Here is an 18,867-nt window from a genome sequence, read left to right as displayed (position 1 = left end):
TCGCTTCGCTCAGTCCGGGTGCTTCCGCTCGTGCTGTTCCCGCAGGAGTCGCCGCCTCATAGCCGTGTACTTAAGCTAATTCAATGATTTTTAATAAAAAGTGCCTCTTTTTTCTTAAGTTGTTGGACATGGGGTCATACCAACAAAACGCGAACTTCGTACGCTAAGGAAATTGGCTTTTAGTTGTTTTTTTCATAAGGAAGTAGTGTCAGGAAATCGCATATTTACAATGTTAAGCGATTTTTTATAAAAAAGATGATAGTATTTTTTAGTAATTCATTCCCGTTACTTGTTGTTTGGAGTGGATTTAAAAACATTCATTACAACCTTTGTTGCCTGTGCAATAAGCTCATCGTTATAAGTTGCATCCTGTTTATCGCGACTGGATAGTATTGCAAGAACGATTGGTTCTCTGTTAGGCGGCCAAACAATCGCAATGTCATTGCGTGTTCCGTAACCTCCCCCGCCAGTTTTATCACCAACTTCCCACCCTTTGGGAACTCCTGCACGAATTAAATTATCTCCAGTTGTATTTCTCTTCAACCAATCAACTAACATAGTTTGTTTCTCATGTGTTAGTACGTCGCCGAGCGTGTATGCTTGAAGGTCATTAGCGAGTGCTTTTGGTGTACTAGTATCACGAGTTTCTCCTGGTACAGCTTCATTTAGGCCTGTCTCAATACGCTCAGCATTAGTTACTTGGTCCCCAAGTTTTTTTAAAGAGGTTTCGAATCCTTCAGGGCCGCCCAGTTCCTTAAATAAAAGATTTCCAGCAGTATTGTCACTGTACCTGATTGCAGCTTCACTAATGTCTTTAAGAGTCATTCCTGTATCAACATATTTCTCTGTAATCGGTGAATAGGTAACAAGATCATTACTAGTGTAGGTAACTATTTTGTTAAGTTCTTCTATAGTATTTTGTTGTAAAACTGCCGCAGCAGCCAGTGCTTTGAATGTGGATGTGTACGCAAATCGTTCGTCTTCACGAAATTCCACGATTTTTTTTGTTCCTGTGTCAATAGCATAGACCCCAAGCCTCGCGTCATATTCCTTCTCAAGTTGTTCAAATTTCTCCATGGTAGTTTCTTCCATTATATTTTCTGACGTTTGGTTAGGTTCTGTTTCGGATTGTTGTACAACCTGTTTGTTCTCATTCGAGCAGCCTACAACCATAAGCATCAATCCTATCGGTGCTAGTATTTGATAAAACCTTCTTTTGTTCACGATGTAAAACCTCCTAATTATTTGATTAGACTCTTAATGAATTGAAAAAACAACCTTTTTCAAGGAGTTTAGAAAGATTACATTTGTAGTCCGATTACATCTGTAGTATAGTATTACATACGTAATCAAATTAAGTCAACTCATTATTTTTCACCATCAAGCTACTATAAATATGCTATCTGTTTTAAAAATCTAAAAATCTAAGAGAGTTGGTGTGGAGGAAATGTTTTTAACTCATTTTATAATTGGCCTATTGGTATCTTCATTTTCCGTTACTGTTATTCTACTTATACGAAAATGGTTTGGAAGACAACTAACAGCTAAATGGCACTATCATTTGTGGATGTTTCTTTTTATCGCTTTAACACTTCCATTCATACCGACTCATTTATATAATTTTAGTTTTCTCTTTAGCCGTGGATATATGTATCAGACTAATGCTGTCAGCCCTAATACAGAACTAAACGGAACTAATATGATGCAGGGCCTACACCTTATACAAGACTTTTCTGTATCTGTCAATCAGTTCGATCTGTCCTTACTTAATATAGGAGTAATGGGATTATGGATCTCAGGGTTGCTATTATTTACTTTTACTATGGTTCGTGGATGGATTACACTTAGAAGAATAAAGAATTTTTCTTCTACGCTTACCAATCAAGAAGTTCTTGTGCTTTTCGAAGAATGCAAGAAAAGACTACAGATTAAAAAATCAATAGAGATTGTTATTTCGAAAAGAGTCCAATCTCCAATGATATTTGGACTTTTTCAAACATATATCGTCTTACCTTCTCAGCATGAAAACTGGATCAACTTGAAACATTACGAGCACATCTTTCTTCATGAACTGAATCACTATAAAAACAAGGATCTGCTGACAAATTACGTGATGTTGTTCTATCAAAGCATTTATTGGTTTAATCCCCTTGTCTGGCTTGCTTTTAGAGAAATGAGATTAGATCGGGAAATCGCATGTGATACATCTGTTTTACATTTACTAGATGATAATTCATTTAGTGAATATGGAAATACAATCATTAATTTTGTAGATCTTTCTAAACGTTCAAGTAAGCTATCGTTAGTTACACAAATAAACGGTTCGAAGAGTCAAATTAAAAAACGAATTGAACAAATTGCTGCCTATAAGCCTGGCGCAAAGAAATCAATAAAAAAAAGTGTCTTTATTTATGTGTTGGCCAGTATCATTTTGACAGTCCAATTACCTGTCATTTCCGCATTTTCGACGGAGAACGACCGATACTATTTTAATAATGACGGAACAATTTATGAGGATTTACATCAATTCTTTAAAGGGTATGAAGGCAGCTTTGTTTTATATGATTCTAGTGCAAAACAATATCGTATTTATAATGATGAGAAAAGTACGTTGCGAGTATCACCTGATTCCACATACAAAATCTATAGTGCTCTTTCTGCACTAGAATCAAATGTGATATCACCCGAAGAATCCACACTTTCATGGGATGGGACGGAGTATCCCTATGATGCTTGGAATATGAATCAGGATGTCGCATCTGCTTTACAAAAATCTGTAAACTGGTATTTCCAAGAGCTAGATCGTAGACAAGGATTTGAAACCATACAATCCAATCTACAAGACATCAACTATGGAAACTCCAATGTATCTGGGGGATTAGATGGATTCTGGAACGAATCCTCATTGAAAATTTCTCCAGTTGAGCAAGTGCAACTGCTGCAAGCCTTTTATAACAATCAGTTGGGATATAAGGAAATGCATATCCAAGCTGTGAAGGATGCACTACACTTAGAAAAGAATGAAGAAGCTCGCCTATCGGGAAAAACAGGTACAGGTACAGTGAATGGAAAAAACATCAATGGTTGGTTTATTGGGTATGTAGAGACGAAGAACAATACTTATTTCTTTGCTACCAATATACAAAATGAAGATGATGCATCTGGAAGCAAGGCTATAGAAATTACTTTATCAATTTTAAAAGATTTAGGAATCTATTAAAGAAAAATGGAGGAGATAAATGTGGAGAAAAACATTCCTCATATATCAGAATCAGAATGGGAAATCATGAACGTGCTTTGGGATAAAGCGCCTCAAACAGCGAATGACGTCATACTTTCCTTACAGGAGAGTACGGATTGGAAGCCGAAAACCATACGCACTCTTCTCGATCGATTGGTTCAAAAAGACGTAGTAGGTGTCAATAAAGATCTAAGAGTTTACACCTTTTACCCGCTCTATATACAGGAAGAGTGCCAGCGTGCTGAGACCGAATCATTTATCAAGCGTATCTACGGAGGTACCTTGAAATCCATGCTTGCCCAATTCATTCAGGAAGATGCTCTATCTAATGATGATATCAATGAACTACGCTATATTTTAGATAAGAAATCTAAAAAGCAATAATATTTTAAAAAGCGATTTGAAATTTTTCCAAATCGCTTTCTTCGCTCTAAATCGAAATAGCAGGGGATAAATTACTCATGTAATTATCGCTTACTTCCCTGTAAATACTATGCCCTTTAGTCATAATGAACGAAACGACCCTAATTTGCTAACCGTGGGAGTAACAACAAAAGGGATCAGTTACTATATAAACAGCAGGTCCTTTTTTTCATTTAGAATTTAGACAGCTCTTTAAGTGTTGTATGAGAGATTTTAGTTCTTTCACTGATGCATTTATTAAAGATGGAAATATAAGCGTAGAAAATTGTGAAAAATGTACTTGAAACTAACAGAGGGCGATTGTTAAATTAGTACACTCGCTTCTTGTGCTAACGGCGCAGTTTAGTACAAGAAGAGTTAAATAAAATATTAGCAAGGACATTTGGAAACTAATGCTCTAAAATGGGATTTAAATACAGCGGAGGTGAATGAAATGCGACCCGTATTATCAAAGGATTTGAATGAAAAAGATTTCAGAAATTTTTACTGGTTAAAAGAAGAACTACAGGTTTTTTGTAGAGAAAATGGGTTAAGTACTTCAGGTTCTAAGGTTGAAATCACAGAAAGAATTGCTTACTTTCTTCTAACAGGAAAAATTGCTAAACCATCTTGAAAACAAAATTATTACCAAAAGTCTGCTAAATCAAAGGAATTGAGCCTAAATACAATTATTACAGAAGAGCATTGTTGTAGTCAGGCAGTAAGAGCATTCTTTAAATCACAAATTCCTAAATTTCATTTTTCCACACATATTCAAAACTATTTTAAAGAAAATGTAGGAAAGACATATCAAGAAGTAATTGCTGCCTGGTATGAAGAAGAGAATCGTAAGAAAGACCCTTCATACATCACAACAATTAGTTCCCAATTTGAATATAATCAATTTACGCGAGATTACTTTACTGATCCTGAAAATAAAGGGAAAAAGCGAAAAGATGCTATTGCTGCTTGGAAGGAGATAAAGAAATTACCAGGAGAAAATAAGTACATACCGAAAAGTAATTCTTGACCCCTTCTTCTTCAACTGTAGAGCAGCACTCCTGTAATAACTGAAAGGAAATCTAGATTTTGTGAAATAATGCACTTAAGCTAAAAGGGGCTTTACTTCAATATGGTCCACTATTTTTCACCAATCTCTAAATTTATTATAGAAACGAAACAAGTTGTAAATTCAAAAAAAAATGCATCCAATTGGATGCAGTATTATTTTTTTCTAAACAGTGTATCCCCAAGAGGGATTCCAACCACAACAACCAAAACCGTTAGAATTACCAGGGCTTCAAAAATAAAATACGCAACTTGATCGAACATTGTATCTCTCCTTCTTTTCTTAATAATTCCTACCTTATATTCTGTAATTATCCAACTCCTATAGAAGAGTCAAACTAAACTAATAAAGCACAAAATCATTTGTGCTTTTAATATGGTTTACTTCATTAAAACGTATGTATGCAGTCGTCACTTTTTATATTTTGTGATTTTCAACAATAGGGCGCGATTGTTTAATAAGCTTCCCTGTTCTTCTTAAACTCCCATGAAAGAACGTAAAAATCTTTCATTTTCTGTGGTGTAGTGTTGATTTTGCGCTACATGGATGGCTAACGGGGCAGAATACTTGAACAAGCATGTAACTTTAAACCTTGTGAAACGTATGTAGTATTAAGTAAAAATACATAGATAAACAATGATATAGACGGAGGAATAGAAATGGATTTAATAATCGGAATAGCTATTGTACTAATTGTGTTTTTCTCTTCAAGCATAATTGAAAAAAGGTTAAAATCTATTGAAAAACAAAACGATCGTGTAATAGAAATACTAGAAGAAATAAGAGATAGAAAATAAATTGATATTCCACTAACTAAGGCTTTAGTTGAAGATTAGCGTTCCGGAATAATCAATCTTTATTATAAAAATAGCGACAAACAGATAAAACCTCGTATTTTGATCAAACTTTGTTCAAAATACGAGGTATATTTTAATCAGGAAACTGAGGATTACCAGCAAATTTTAATCATTCTTTTTTCAAAAGTGACAAATGAACTTACTAGTTGTTATTGTAAATAGTTAATCTTAAATCATGTATCATACATATGCCAAAAGTAAAAAATAAATCAAAATAATGCCAAAAGCTATAGGTAAATTCAATTTAAATCAATATAACACTTTTATTCGATTGGGTATTAAAACCAAGTAGCTTGAAAGGGTTGGTATTACTATGTTGGCAAATATACCGCTAAGAAGGCAAAGATATACTTAAAATCACACAAATGACCTGATTAAGGGAATTGGCAAAAGTTGCCCAGTATTATCGAGTTGTAGTTGAAATCTTATATACCACAGGCAACCGAATTAGTGAATTATCTGCCATGAAAAAGGAAGACATTAACCGGTCTGAACGCTCAATTCTAATTACAAAGGGGAAACGGAAAAAGTCCCGAATTGTTCTTTTTACACGAGAATGTGGGGAACAACTATCCAGGTATCTAAAAGGGTGGGAAGACGATATGCCGACTGTATTCGTGAATATAACTGGAAAAAGAGCAATCTGCCATAGGACTGTCCAAAAAAAGTTAGCCGAGTATGGAGGCCAGTTATGTATGAAAATTCCTCCCCACACATTGCGACATACCTTCGCAGCTCGTTTAGCTATGAAGGCAATGCCGCTCTCATGCATCCAGGTTCTCCTCCGCCATAAGGAACTGCAGCCTATGTTACTATATGCAAGGCTCTATGATCATGCTCATAAGGAAATCTATGATCAATTTATGTGAAAAAGGGGGATAGGATTGTTCACAAAATATAAATTAACGCAAATAATCGACTTCTCTGAAACACCCGAAACCTTTGATATATAGGTTTCGGGTGTTATTTATTTTCCTAGGAAGTTAAGGAAAGAAGGATTAACGCTTTTTTTGTTGAACTTATTGTACTAACGGAGCAGATTTCTACAACAAGTGGGAATGTGTTTTATTAAATGTTAACAGAGATTTTAATAAAATTAGGAACTTATATTCAAAAAAGGGATTTAAAACTGTTTAGCTCAATTATATTTGTGTACAAAATTTCTCTATGAAGGGTAAACTCGTCCCCCGTTAGAAGTTGAGAGTAGCTTATAAAAAAATGCTCACCAGCCATAAAGCTCAAAGGTTGTGAGAGATTTTATTAAGTAGTTACAATTTCAAAGGGACAGGTGTTTACCTAGAACTAGATGTATGGAAACTATGGCTGGAGGAGGAGGGAAACAAAAAAAGATTTAAAGATTATTGAAAAATATGGTATTTTTGAATATAATTTCAATTATAGGAGGTGAGAAACATGCCTTTATTTTCACAAACGATAACTGATTTTTGGCAGGCGCAATTTTTGAACGGAGAGGTCCTCTATAGCGATGAAGTCTTTACTGTCGCCATTAACCCCGACCTTAGCGAAGACAGCCGAGTTATGGTGTTTGAAACTACCGACGGAATGGTGATGGCGCTCCTGACACCAGCGATGGCCGATAAATTAGACCTTTATCAACACCAAGACCTGTCTGAGTTGGACTTTCGCCGGAAATTGAATGAAGCGGGAGTCACATTGCATGGCGCAGATTATCTTTATTATTTTTCAGAGGCCGACAAAAACATTTTACTGCAAGAAAACCTGGAAGGTACTTTGCGCCAGTTAACAGAGCAAGATGATGCGGTTTTCTCCGAGTTTGAGTCCTACGCCTCAGAACAAGACTTGGATGATGCTTATGTGGAATTGGTTCACTGGGCAGTGTTCGGCTCTTTTGAGCAAAACCGCTTGGTCTGTGCTGCCAGTATGTATCCTTGGAAAGAAGATGTGCCAATTGCGGATCTCGGCGTACTGACTCTGACATCCTTTAGAGGAAAAGGGCATGCTCGCAAAGTGGTGCGTTCAATTTGCAAGTACGCCTTTGAGCAAGGATACGAACCACAGTACAGATGCCAGCTCGATAACGTGGCTTCTACGTTACTAGCAAAAGCGGCTGGTTTGACGCTATTTGGGAAGTGGGATGTCATTTCTCCCGACTCCACTAATTGAGAGTAACAGTAGGATGAGAACATTTAAATTTCCTTGGAGAATATACATTTAATTTTAAAATAGGATGGAACACAAAAGGGTTGAGACTTATTTGATTTTAATATAGAAAGGGTGCGATTTTATGTCTAAAACAGTTAAAGTATGTATTGATAAAATACCATCTAATCTTTCTAAGGAAATAAGCCTTATTGATCAATATAAATGGGAACCTGGCCAAACAATACATGTTCGTTTTTTAGAGGGGGTTCCTGAAGTGAAAGAAAAAGTCAAAAAACATGCCAAAAGATGGGAACAATATGCGAATATAAAATTAGCATTTGGAAATAATCCTGACGCAGAAATACGTATAGCATTTGATATGAATGACGGTAGTTGGTCGTATATCGGAACCTCCTGTAAGGAAGTGGCTAAGAATGAGCCAACAATGAATTATGGTTGGCTTCAACGAGACACTCCTGAAGTTGAATACTCAAGGGTGGTATTACATGAATTTGGACATGCACTTGGATGTATTCACGAACATCAAAATCCTAGTGCAAAAATTCCTTGGGATAAAGAAGCTGTTTATACGTATTATATGGGCCCACCAAATAATTGGTCAAAAGAGGAAGTTGATAACAATATATTTAGTCGATACGATAAAAACATAACAAGTTTTACAGAATTTGATCCAACATCAATAATGCTTTATACCATACCAAATGAGCATACAATTGGAGATTATGAAGCTATCGGAGGAGTAACACTTTCGGAAAAAGACAAGCAATTCATTCAACAAATGTATCCTTTTTAAGATTCAAAATAATTGGAGGCGAACTACTACAATTATTATAAGAAAATTAAACAGAATTAGAAAAGGTACTTATATTTATACAAATGATGTTGAAAAATGTATATTTAGGAGGATGAACACCATGTCTAATATGCAATTTGAAAGAGATTTAATTTTTAATCAAAATTTAATATCTATGCAACAACAACAAGCACTGAATCGCTATATTGAACGCTCAAACAATCGTGAACATCTGAAAAGTGAATTACAACATAAAAACCCATTGGAAGTAAGCAAACCCGAACGAGTTTTTTTTCGGAAAGCAATTATTAATCCACTAGATGGATTAGCGATAGAGCGTATTATTGAAGGGAATGATTTATTTCCTATTTCTTATTTTGAAGCAGGACTTAACGCTGCTAGGTCTGTTTGTAGAATTGAGGTTCGCGATCGTATCGGAAGGGTTCGAGGACATGGTACAGGTTTTCTTGTGTCTCCTTCTTTACTACTTACAAATAATCATGTTTTAGCAGATGAAGATGCTGCGCTATTTAGTCTTGCACAATTCAATTATGAGTTGGGATTAGATTTAAAAGAACGAGAAATAAAAAATTTTCGTTTAGCACCAAATCGTTTCTTTATAACAGATGAGAATCTTGATTTTACATTAGTTGCTGTAGAAGAGACATCCGCTGACGGGGCAAAATTAATTGACTTTAATTTCTTACCGCTTTCACCATATAAAGGAAAAGTATTGGTAGGTGAACACGTATCAATAATTCAGCATCCTTCAGGTGCACCTAAGATGGTAGCGAATAGAGAGAATAAAATTCTAGACATATTTGATGATTTTGTTCAATATGAAACTGATACACAGCCAGGCTCATCTGGATCAGCTGTATTTAATGATGAATGGATGGTTATCGCACTTCACCATGCAGGTGTTCCTGACCCGCAAGATAGTACAAAATATATAGCAAATGAGGGAATACGAATTAGTAGTATTGTACAGTTTCTTATGAATCAGTCTCAAAATCTAAGTGATGATAAGAAGAAATTACTTGACGAGCTTTCAAAAGGATGGGAATTAGTTGAAAACTCATCTGAAGAGGTATTTTCTGAGGAGTTAGCTTTGGATTGGTACAAAGACTCTACAGGTTATGATTCTAAATTTTTAGGTGATAATTATGAAGTTCCGCATCCTAAATTTCGCCCTGATCTTGAAATAGATATAGCTCTTCTCAATAATGGGGAAAAAATATTGAATTATACACATTTTTCAATTGTTATGAGTGAATCTCGTCGATTAGCTTACTATACTGTTGTTAATCTTGATGGAAATAAACTTGTAGATGTTGGACGGGAAAATAATTGGTTTTTTGATTCACGTATAGATCAAAAATATCAGTGTGGTCCTGAGCTGTATGCTAGAAATGAAATTGACAAAGGGCATCTTGTACGTAGACGTGATCCTATTTGGGGGGACTTAGCTAAGAAAGCAAATAAGGATACATTCCATTTTACAAATTGTTCTCCTCAGCATAAAAACCTTAATCAAAAGACATGGCTTGATTTGGAGGATTATATTTTAGAAAAAGCTAAAAAATTTAATTTTAAAGCCACTGTTTTTACTGGACCAGTATTTCGTAGTGATGACATAATATATCGTGGAGTACAAATACCAGCAGAATTTTGGAAAGTAGCTGTGATGGTTAAAAAAGATGGAAAATTATCAGCTACAGCATATTTACAATCTCAAAAACATTTAATTGATAATTTAGAAGATGCTTATGGTGCATATAAAACATATCAAGTACCTGTTTTACAAATTGAAGATTTGACAGGTCTTGATTTTGGAAAATTACGAAATGACGATCCGATCGGTCGTGTAGAAGGTTCAATTGGTCATGTTATTGAAACATCCGAAGATATAAAAATCTGATTTTTAGTTTTTAAAGTTATTTCATTGAAATATGATTAGGAGTTGCACACTAATTTTTTAGCGAATCTCAACTTTCAATAAACCTCAAATTTTGTGTATTTAGAAAAAAATAAAGGTAAGATTGGTTCTGTTGTAAAGTTTCTTCAGAGATAACCATAAGTAAGAATGTGAGACCCAATATTATGCGACTACTAGTAACGATTTAATTCATTATACATTGAAAAACCGAAGTCTGAGCTAAGACTTCGGTTTCTTTTATATAGAGCATGAACGGTTTCGATTCCTTTTATCATATTCTAAGTCAAGATAATGAAGTAGCAGATATTTTCCATTCCGCATTAAATCGTTGCGTGAGCCAATACAAAAATGGCAGTAAGAAGATACTAGATGAAAAGGTAAGTAAACATTAATATATCAACGTTTGTGGGCTGGATTTTAGAATGATATCAAGCCAGGGGTGTTGATCCAAGAATGATAAAGGTACTTAATCAAACTAGTTAAAGTCAGTAAATTCAGAATTACTAAGTCTGATGTATCAAGGCTTTAGGCGATCTTATAATAAACGTATTAATTCTGGAGGAAATGCCTACTTATTTATTGTTGTTCTATTCGTCTTATCAATAGGACTATTAAATATTATAAAATGGAAAAATTTCATTCCAATTCAAGTTGATGGTTTAAATCAAATTGGCTTTTTGCACAACATGATTGATATATTTAAAAATAAAACTATTATATTGCTTATGATTGCTTTTTTAATATTTAATTTTACGATGATTCCATTACTAAAATTATTATTTCCTGCGCTAATTGTTTATGAAAACAATTTCTCATCTACTACATTAGCTTTGTATGAAGTATCGTTTAGTTTAGGATTAATTATATTATCAGTAAGTCATATTTTTACTAAAACCGGAGTTAATAAAAGTAAATTTTCCATTGTATTTTCATTTTTTTTATGTTCTATTGGAATGTTGATAATAGGATTATCCCAATACGTATTTATCGGTGCTATAGGAAGTTTAATTATCGGTTGTTCCCCTTCTCTAATGAGAATCCATAATAATAGTTTTTTTCAAAGTACTATCCCATTAGAAAAACAAAGTGATTTCTTTGCTATTAGAGGGGTAATTTTAAATTCGGTATCTTCATTTTCAATAGCTACAATATCAATGGCTATTGCTATGTTTAACTCACAATATGTAATAATTATAATTTCAGGCATTTTGTTTATATTAGGATTTTTATTATTAATATTTCAAAGGACAAATGTCGGCTAATATTTGTTAAAAAAGTAAATTTGTTTGTTTAAATTTAGTTTTTTTCGAAGGAGATGTGAAAATGAAATTACTTATTAGGAAGATGAAAAAAGAAGATATGAGCAAGGTAACAAAAATTGCCACGGAAAGTTGGCATGGAACATATGACGGAATTATTCCTAGAATTATTCAAGATAATTTTTTATCACAAGCATATAATAGCAAAATGTTAGAAATCAGGTATCTACAAACGCCATTCTATGTTGCGGAATTGAATGGAGAAATTGTAGGTTTTGCAAACTACTCAAATATTAATAACGATAGAAGTATTGAATTGTCAGCAATTTATCTTCATCCTTGTTATAAAAATATGGGTATAGGTTCGGAACTTCTATATAAAGGTATTCAAGAATTAAAGGCTGAATTGATTTATGTTAATGTTGAAACTGCGAATGATATCGGAATAACTTTTTACAATGCAAAAGGTTTCCAAATTGTTGATGAATTTGATGATGATTTTGATGGGCATATTTTGAAAACTACACGAATGGTTTTAAAAATATAGGTGGAATGGAAAATAGGTTATAATCGACCTTTCTAACATTGATTTGCATATTTGCCTTGATACTGTCTAAAATTCGTAGAGAGCGTCTTTTTAATTTTTTATAAAGAGTATGACGTAAATCCAGATTTTTATTTGGAAGTATTGTATCTTTTCGATGGAACAAAAAGTCCGAAGGAAATTATTAAGAAATTTGAGTTTTTTGGTTATTTTATACGGAGAAAGATGGAAACCTATTTACAACCTTTAGGCGGTATTTTCCTTCATCTATTTAAGATGATTGTTGTGCTTTATTATTTCGACTTTAATCGTTGGTGTAGCTGGAACTGGAGACATGAAACAGCTTGGACGATTAGGCGAGAAATCAATTATTTACTTTGAAATTATTATAACAGTAGCAATTGTAGTTGGTTTACTTTCCGAAAACATATTCCAACCAGGCGCAGGTGTGAATATGAACGAGCTATCTCAAGGAGATATTTCGAAATACGTTACAACTACAGAAGAAGTACAGCATGAAGGACCGTTTGATATTATTGTAGGCATTGTACCGACAAATATCATTCAGTCAATGGGTGAAGGTGACATGCTTGCTATCATCTTCTTCTCTGTTATTTTAGGTTTAGAGGTTGCTGCTATTGGAGACTACGCAATTGTATGATATTGTTTGGTTTTTAGGAAAAATTAAAATAAATTTAGTGTATTCATTCTCTTTTGTTTCAATAGAGATATCATGATCTAATTTATAGGATAGGCTTTTAGCTAAATATAAGTCCGAATTATTCGGTCGTCCTGCTACACTGGTAAATGTAGCTTTATGCCAAATTATTAGTCAAACTTATCAAAACGGTGTAGAAACTAGAATAATTGAATAAAAAATAACAGCAAGCAATTCCTCCACCAATACATTGAATTGGTAGGGGAATTGCGTTTTTTCATTATAAATTAATGGTTTCTAAAGTTTCGGAAATTGATTCACATAAACTCCCGTATATCTACAGATAAACTTCGAAGTATCTTCATATAAACTACAGATTACTCTTATATAGTATAGCTATCAAGGAGGTAATGAAAATGAATTTTATCAAACGTGCATTTTTAAGTGTTAAAGCAAGGATGGGGAAATCGTTAATATTATTTACTGTATTTTTAGTAGTTTCTAATTTAGTATTAGCGGGTTTTGCAATACAAAATGTCTCACAAAAGGCGAATGATCATGCTAGACAAACATTAGGTGTAGATGTGAGCCTTAGAATGGACGAAGAGAAGCTTATGGAAAATGTGGCGAAACAGCGAGAAGAGAATCCGAATGGAAAAATAAAACACCCTGAACTTTTTGCAGATGAAGCAGACCAGGTAGCTAAATCACCATATGTAATAGACTACAACTATCTTAAAAGTGACATGTTTGTAGCAGATGATTTCACGCCTATTAATGGTGACAAAGATGACGAAGGGGTAAGTGGAGCAGTAGGTGGTAGTGGAAATATGAAAATGCCTAATACATTTATCCAAGGTGTGAGAAGTTCTGATTTATTGCAAGATTTTACAGATGGAACGAATGAAATTATTGACGGTCGTCCGATTACATCAGAGGATACGAATAAGAAAGTAGCTTTGATTGAAAAACAGTTAGCCGAACAAAATGAGCTCCAAGTTGGTGATATGTTAAAAATCCAATCAAAGGATGAAACATCAAAGGTAGAGTTAGAAATAATAGGGATATACAAAAATTCCGGAATAACTGACTTCGAGGCAAATTTACCAGCTATGATGCATCCGTCTAACAAAATATACACTATTTATGATTCGATGAAAGAAATGTCTGAAAGTAATGAAACGGGTGTATCCATTAACGAAGCAATTTACTACTTAAATGATCCAGAGAATATAGAGGATTTTAAAGCAGAGGCAATGAAAACAAATATTGATTTCAATTTATTTAAGTTAGATGCGCATGATGCTTTATATCAAAAAATGGTAGGCCCTATCGAGAATATTGCCGCTACTTCCAAAATGATTGTCTATTTAGTATCCATTGCAGGATCAATTATATTAGGTCTTATTATTATGTTGACTATAAAAGAGCGACGTAAGGAATTAGGTATTCTGTTGGCAATCGGTGAAAAAAAGAGGAAATTAATAGGACAACTGTTAGTAGAAGTACTATGTATAGCGGTACTAGCATTTGGCATTTCTACCATTACAGGTGAAACAGTGTCTCAAAAAATAGGAGACAGTTTATTACAGCAAGAAGTTATTGCTACTGAAGATCAACAACAAGAATCAAATAATCTAGGATTCTCATTAGGAATGATGAATAAACAAGATAAAGATGTGCAACCTATCGATGATATTGATGTAAGTATAACGTCACAAGATGTGTTGAATTTAGGTGGATTAGGGCTATTAATTGCCACTCTATCAACACTTCTACCAGCATTATCAATTCTTCGTTTAAATCCAAAAGAAATACTATTAAAAGATGAGTAGGAGGAGTCACATGGACACTTTATTACAATTTAAAAATCTATATTACTATTATCAAAGTAATAATAAGAAGAATACTTTATTAGAGAATGTAAACTTTACCTTTGAAACAGGATGTTTCTATAGCATTTTAGGACCATCAGGTTCAGGAAAAACAACAGCACTTAGTTTAGCAAGTGGATTAGATATCCCTAAAGAAGGACATGTGCTCTACAAAGGAAAAGATATACGAAAAATTGGTTTAGATAAATATAGAAATAAATATGTTTCGATAATCTTTCAATCATATAATCTCATTACGTATATGACGGCTCTTCAAAATGTGGTCACGGCAATGGAAATTACAGGAGTTAACATAAAAGATAAAAAGAGAAGAGCGCTTGAGTTATTAGAAATGGTAGGCTTGTCGGAAACCGAAGCAAAAAGAAAGGTTTTACAGCTTAGTGGCGGTCAACAACAGCGTGTAGCCATTGCTCGTGCATTATCTAGTGATGTAGATTTATTAATTGCGGATGAACCGACTGGGAATCTAGATGAGAAAACTTCGGATGAAATTATCAAATTGTTTAAAGAACTAGCTCATAAAGAAAATAAATGTATCATCGTTGTTACGCATTCCCAGGAAGTCGCTAAACAATCTGATAAAGTAGTTTTTCTTGAACAACGAAATTTGGTTTGTAAAACTTTGAAGAAAAAATAGGAACAAAAATTTTAAAAAAACTCTTTTTATAAAAATGTAAAATCGGAGTGAAAAAAATGCGGACAAAAATAGCAGCATCTATTGGCTTAGTATCTATCGGAATAGCAATTGGTTTATATATGAATATGGGAAATTTAGGTGGAGACTTGAATCAAAATGAAACCAATACGCAGCAAGACAATAAAACGTATTCAGAAGAAAATACCCCTGATCAGCGGCAGTGGGAATCTCCAAATCCAAGGGGAGAAATGACGCCAGAACAGTGGGAGGAGTTCTCATCAAAACCAGGTGAACGGACACCAGAACAGTGGGATCCTTCCTCATCTAATTCAGAAGAGGATATGATACAAGGTTCTACATCGGGTTCTACATCTCCTAATTAAAATTCTTTGATCTATTAGGTGAATACTCTAAGGCAATTAATTCTATTAGAAAGAAAAGTTCATGATACTTTAGCCCGTTTGATTTACTTTCAGACAGCAATGACTAGTTATCAATAACGTATATTCCCCTTAGGATAGACAGGTGAAAATTAAAATATGTTTATCTTAGGGGGCATTTCGATGAATAGGATTGTACACATCATGAAGATGAAAAAAATAACCTATAAACTCTTTATGATTACGTCTCTCATATTGTTATCTTTTGCAGTCTTGATTTATTTAATTTTATACTTCTTCCTGCCAACATTTTATGAACAATATAAAACCAACCAGCTCCAATCAGGAATAGAGGAAATTATCCATAATTCTGAGAATTTAACATTAACAAATACGATACCGCTTTTTGAAGACTACACCAAAAAATATAATTCTAATATTTACCTACAAACTAAAGAGGGAACTATTATATATACGCCTACTTTCATGATGCAGGGAGTTACGCAACCACCAAATCTTAATGCAAAAACAGGATTAATACAGAATGAAGAAACTCTAAGGAATGCATTTTTTGTTACTTTGCCGATTCACTTCCTAGATGAAAGTAATTTAACGGTTACTGTATTTGCGACATTTCAACCTATTGATGAAGCGTCACATGTTTTAGTGCGTTTTCTTCCTTATGTAAGTATCATTGTGGTGTGTATTGGATTGGGGAGTGCCTATTTATATTCAAGGTTCATTACAAAACCGCTCATTTATATAAATGTGCGTGCGCAAAAGATGGCAAACCTGGATTTTTCCAAAAACGTCGTAGTCCGTTCAAATGACGAATTAGAGGAACTGTCCAATAGCTTGAATGAGATGTCGAATAATTTGCAACAAACCATGTATGATTTACAAAAAGTAAATGAGCAATTAAAAGATGATATTGAAAGAGAAAGAGAAATCGAAACAAAACGTAGGGAATTTTTCGCAACTGTTGCCCATGAATTAAAGACTCCTCTCACTGTGATGAAAGGATACTCAGAAGGGATGATTTATAATATTGGTCCTTATCAAAATCGTGACTTCTACTTAGAAAAAAATCACAAAATTATTGAAAGTATGGAACAACTAGTTCGAGAAATTTTGAGTATGTCTAAACTAGAACAAGATACCTTTAAGGTGGAATTGGAAGAAGTCAACCTCTTAGAATTAATTGATACAATTACAAAAAATCTTGGATTTTTCGCTTCTCAAAAAGACATTAAGATAATAAAGCAAATTTCGCCTTACATTAACGTACGTACAAATCGCGATTTATTAGAAAAAGCCTTTAAAAATATTATTCATAATGCGATTATGTATTCACCGCATGGAGAAACAGTATTAATAGAAGAGTTAACTGAGCATCCAAAAGACAATCAAATTCAAATACAAGTGATTAATACAGGTGTACAAATTAAAGAAGAGGAAATACAACAATTATTCCAGCCATTTTATAGAATTGAAAGATCGAGAAATAGGAATACTGGTGGAACTGGACTAGGTCTATATATTGTAAAAGAAATTTTTGAATCCCTATCTGTTACCTACTCAATAACTAATATCGAAAATGACGTTCAATTTTTAGTTAATATCCCTTGTTTCCATTGTAAAGGTTAAAAAAGTAATTAGAGGTATTTTCCAACTGAAATAACCAGGTACTCATAATTTTTTTATGAGTATCTGGTTTTATTTTTATAACCTTGACGTTTCAGAGTTATTGTTAAATGTGAAACTATGGGAGGTGTCTATAGAGATAAGTTTGAATCCGATTGGAGAAAAATTGCAGTTTTTGAAAAACCGGTCGTAGGTGCTTCTTTTGTTATCACAAAAGATAATTTCGATGGAGATAATTGAAAAAATAAAAAAGAATGAATTAGCTTTATGGAATTAAACTACAATCTCTCAAGGGTATGAACTTTACCTAGTTGTTCAGGAAGGCCGATCTTTCCAGAAAGAGTATTCGGAAGTATTCGGATATAAATATTATCTTCAATAAAGGACGTTACTTAGTTGCAGAAGCTACTTCAGATAGGGTTCAGGAGATAAGAGAGAAACATCCAGAAAGCTATTTTATGAAACCCTTGGAAGAAGACTCAGTAATATTCAAGCGTCATATAAATCATGTATCGCGAACTACGCCTGTTCCCGAGATTCAATCCTTTGCGGATAGACTGAATCTCTTATTTAACTCGATTAGTTTCATACCCAACTCGCTTGTCTACTTCTAAATATTACAAATAAGCTGTTACTTGGGCATGTGAACAATTAAACAAGTAATTAATATGGAAGCATGTCTTCAAAGGCCCCGTTCATCTTTTCTACTTATTTAAGAATTAACTCATAACATTCCAAAGATTAGAATATTACATTATTTTGAGATAGATATATTCCTCCTTGTTCACCACAAAGACGCTTGTTTTTTAAAAATATTCTCTAAGTATACTTAGTTGCTAATTAGGAAATTCTATAATTATCGAGACTTTACCTGTCACTATATTTAAAAGGTTGGGGATTTTTTTAATGGAGTCAATATGGTTAGAGTATGCCTGGGCATTGCTAATTTTAATAGGATTAGAAGGATTATTATCGGCAGACAATGCTCTAGTACTTGCAGTTATTGCCAAGCATCTACCTGAAGAACAGAAAAAAAGAGCTATAAATTACGGAATAATTTTGGCCGTCGTTTTCAGATTTGCTGCACTTTTTGCGATTTCCTTTATTGCGAATGTCTGGCAGATCCAAGCAATAGGAGCAGTCTATCTTCTTTATCTAGGATTAAAACATGTCATTAAGGCACTGTTTGGGAAAGATAATGATAATTTTCATAAGGACAATGAAAAGGAAGTCGCTGGTAAAGGTTTTGGTCCAACTGTTGGGAAGATTGCATTAGCTGACCTTGCTTTTGCAATCGATTCAATACTAGCTGCAGTTGCTATAGCTCTCGGTCTTCCGGATTCTCCCTTAGATGATTTTGGAGGTATGGATGGAGGGCAATTTATTGTTGTTGTTCTTGGAGGG

15 protein-coding genes and 3 pseudogenes are annotated in these 18,867 nt (G+C 33.8%); 16 read left to right on the top strand and 2 right to left on the bottom strand.

From position 1 onward, the window contains the following. Positions 1 to 285: 285 nt before the first annotated feature. Entirely contained in the window at positions 286 to 1,179 is an 894-nt protein-coding gene (gene bla / locus ACOMCU_RS25940; RefSeq protein WP_421051961.1) for a class A beta-lactamase, read from the bottom strand. 268 nt (positions 1,180 to 1,447) lie between these two features. Here bla and ACOMCU_RS25935 point away from each other — a divergent pair, with 268 nt between their 5' ends. From ACOMCU_RS25935 to ACOMCU_RS25900, 8 genes and pseudogenes are all read left to right on the top strand, one after another. Further along, a complete protein-coding gene (locus ACOMCU_RS25935; protein ID WP_421051957.1) occupies positions 1,448 to 3,220 on the top strand; it encodes a BlaR1 family beta-lactam sensor/signal transducer in 1,773 nt (590 codons plus the stop codon). Positions 3,221 to 3,241: 21 nt separating this feature from the next. Beyond that, complete coding sequence (blaI, locus tag ACOMCU_RS25930) at positions 3,242 to 3,625, top strand: penicillinase repressor BlaI (protein ID WP_010861498.1); 384 nt, start codon at positions 3,242 to 3,244, stop codon at positions 3,623 to 3,625. Positions 3,626 to 4,097: 472 nt separating this feature from the next. Further along, a pseudogene (locus tag ACOMCU_RS25925) lies at positions 4,098 to 4,673 on the top strand (DUF6434 domain-containing protein). Positions 4,674 to 5,371: 698 nt separating this feature from the next. Next, on the top strand, positions 5,372 to 5,509 hold the full coding sequence (locus ACOMCU_RS25920; protein ID WP_421051956.1) for a hypothetical protein: 138 nt from the start codon (positions 5,372 to 5,374) through the stop codon (positions 5,507 to 5,509). Between the two features lie 443 nt (positions 5,510 to 5,952). Beyond that, on the top strand, positions 5,953 to 6,438 hold the full coding sequence (locus tag ACOMCU_RS25915; protein ID WP_421051954.1) for a tyrosine-type recombinase/integrase: 486 nt from the start codon (positions 5,953 to 5,955) through the stop codon (positions 6,436 to 6,438). 544 nt (positions 6,439 to 6,982) lie between these two features. After that, on the top strand, positions 6,983 to 7,714 hold the full coding sequence (locus ACOMCU_RS25910) for a GNAT family N-acetyltransferase (protein ID WP_421051953.1): 732 nt from the start codon (positions 6,983 to 6,985) through the stop codon (positions 7,712 to 7,714). 121 nt (positions 7,715 to 7,835) lie between these two features. After that, complete coding sequence (locus tag ACOMCU_RS25905; protein WP_010861360.1) at positions 7,836 to 8,507, top strand: M12 family metallopeptidase; 672 nt, start codon at positions 7,836 to 7,838, stop codon at positions 8,505 to 8,507. Positions 8,508 to 8,628: 121 nt separating this feature from the next. Next, positions 8,629 to 10,428, top strand: coding sequence for a DNA/RNA non-specific endonuclease (locus tag ACOMCU_RS25900; RefSeq protein WP_421051952.1), 1,800 nt, complete (start codon positions 8,629 to 8,631; stop codon positions 10,426 to 10,428). 191 nt (positions 10,429 to 10,619) lie between these two features. Here the strand turns inward: ACOMCU_RS25900 and ACOMCU_RS25895 are convergent. After that, positions 10,620 to 10,718, bottom strand: a pseudogene (locus ACOMCU_RS25895) (IS6 family transposase); the annotation flags it as partial. Between the two features lie 240 nt (positions 10,719 to 10,958). Between ACOMCU_RS25895 and ACOMCU_RS25890 the strand changes: the two are divergent. The 8 genes and pseudogenes from ACOMCU_RS25890 to ACOMCU_RS25855 all read left to right on the top strand — a co-directional run. Continuing rightward, positions 10,959 to 11,708 carry a hypothetical protein gene (locus ACOMCU_RS25890; RefSeq protein WP_421051951.1) on the top strand — a complete coding sequence of 250 codons (750 nt, stop codon included), beginning with the start codon at positions 10,959 to 10,961 and terminating at the stop codon, positions 11,706 to 11,708. Between the two features lie 61 nt (positions 11,709 to 11,769). Beyond that, a complete protein-coding gene (locus tag ACOMCU_RS25885; protein ID WP_421051950.1) occupies positions 11,770 to 12,252 on the top strand; it encodes a GNAT family N-acetyltransferase in 483 nt (160 codons plus the stop codon). A 228-nt stretch (positions 12,253 to 12,480) separates the two neighbouring features. Further along, positions 12,481 to 12,895, top strand: a pseudogene (locus ACOMCU_RS25880) (cation:dicarboxylate symporter family transporter); the annotation flags it as partial. 428 nt (positions 12,896 to 13,323) lie between these two features. Next, positions 13,324 to 14,742 (top strand): ABC transporter permease, encoded by a 1,419-nt coding sequence (locus ACOMCU_RS25875; RefSeq protein WP_421051949.1) that lies wholly within the window; start codon positions 13,324 to 13,326, stop codon positions 14,740 to 14,742. Positions 14,743 to 14,752: 10 nt separating this feature from the next. Beyond that, positions 14,753 to 15,439, top strand: a complete 687-nt coding sequence (locus tag ACOMCU_RS25870) for an ABC transporter ATP-binding protein (protein WP_010861366.1) — start codon at positions 14,753 to 14,755, stop codon at positions 15,437 to 15,439. A gap of 56 nt (positions 15,440 to 15,495) precedes the next feature. Beyond that, the gene (locus ACOMCU_RS25865) at positions 15,496 to 15,822 is read left to right on the top strand and encodes a hypothetical protein (RefSeq protein ID WP_010861367.1); all 327 of its coding nucleotides are present in this window, start codon (positions 15,496 to 15,498) and stop codon (positions 15,820 to 15,822) included. Between the two features lie 180 nt (positions 15,823 to 16,002). Then, a complete protein-coding gene (locus tag ACOMCU_RS25860; protein WP_421051948.1) occupies positions 16,003 to 17,466 on the top strand; it encodes a sensor histidine kinase in 1,464 nt (487 codons plus the stop codon). 903 nt (positions 17,467 to 18,369) lie between these two features. Continuing rightward, positions 18,370 to 18,867, top strand: a 498-nt coding sequence (locus ACOMCU_RS25855) for a TerC family protein (RefSeq protein WP_421051946.1), incomplete at its 3' end; no start/stop codon positions are given.

It is taken from the genome of Lysinibacillus sp. UGB7, assembly GCF_049058285.1.
In the GTDB taxonomy this organism is placed as follows: Bacteria; Bacillota; Bacilli; order Bacillales_A; family Planococcaceae; genus Lysinibacillus; species Lysinibacillus sphaericus_B.
Note: the sequence above shows the minus strand (reverse complement) of the source record. Positions and strands in the feature narration are given on the sequence as shown.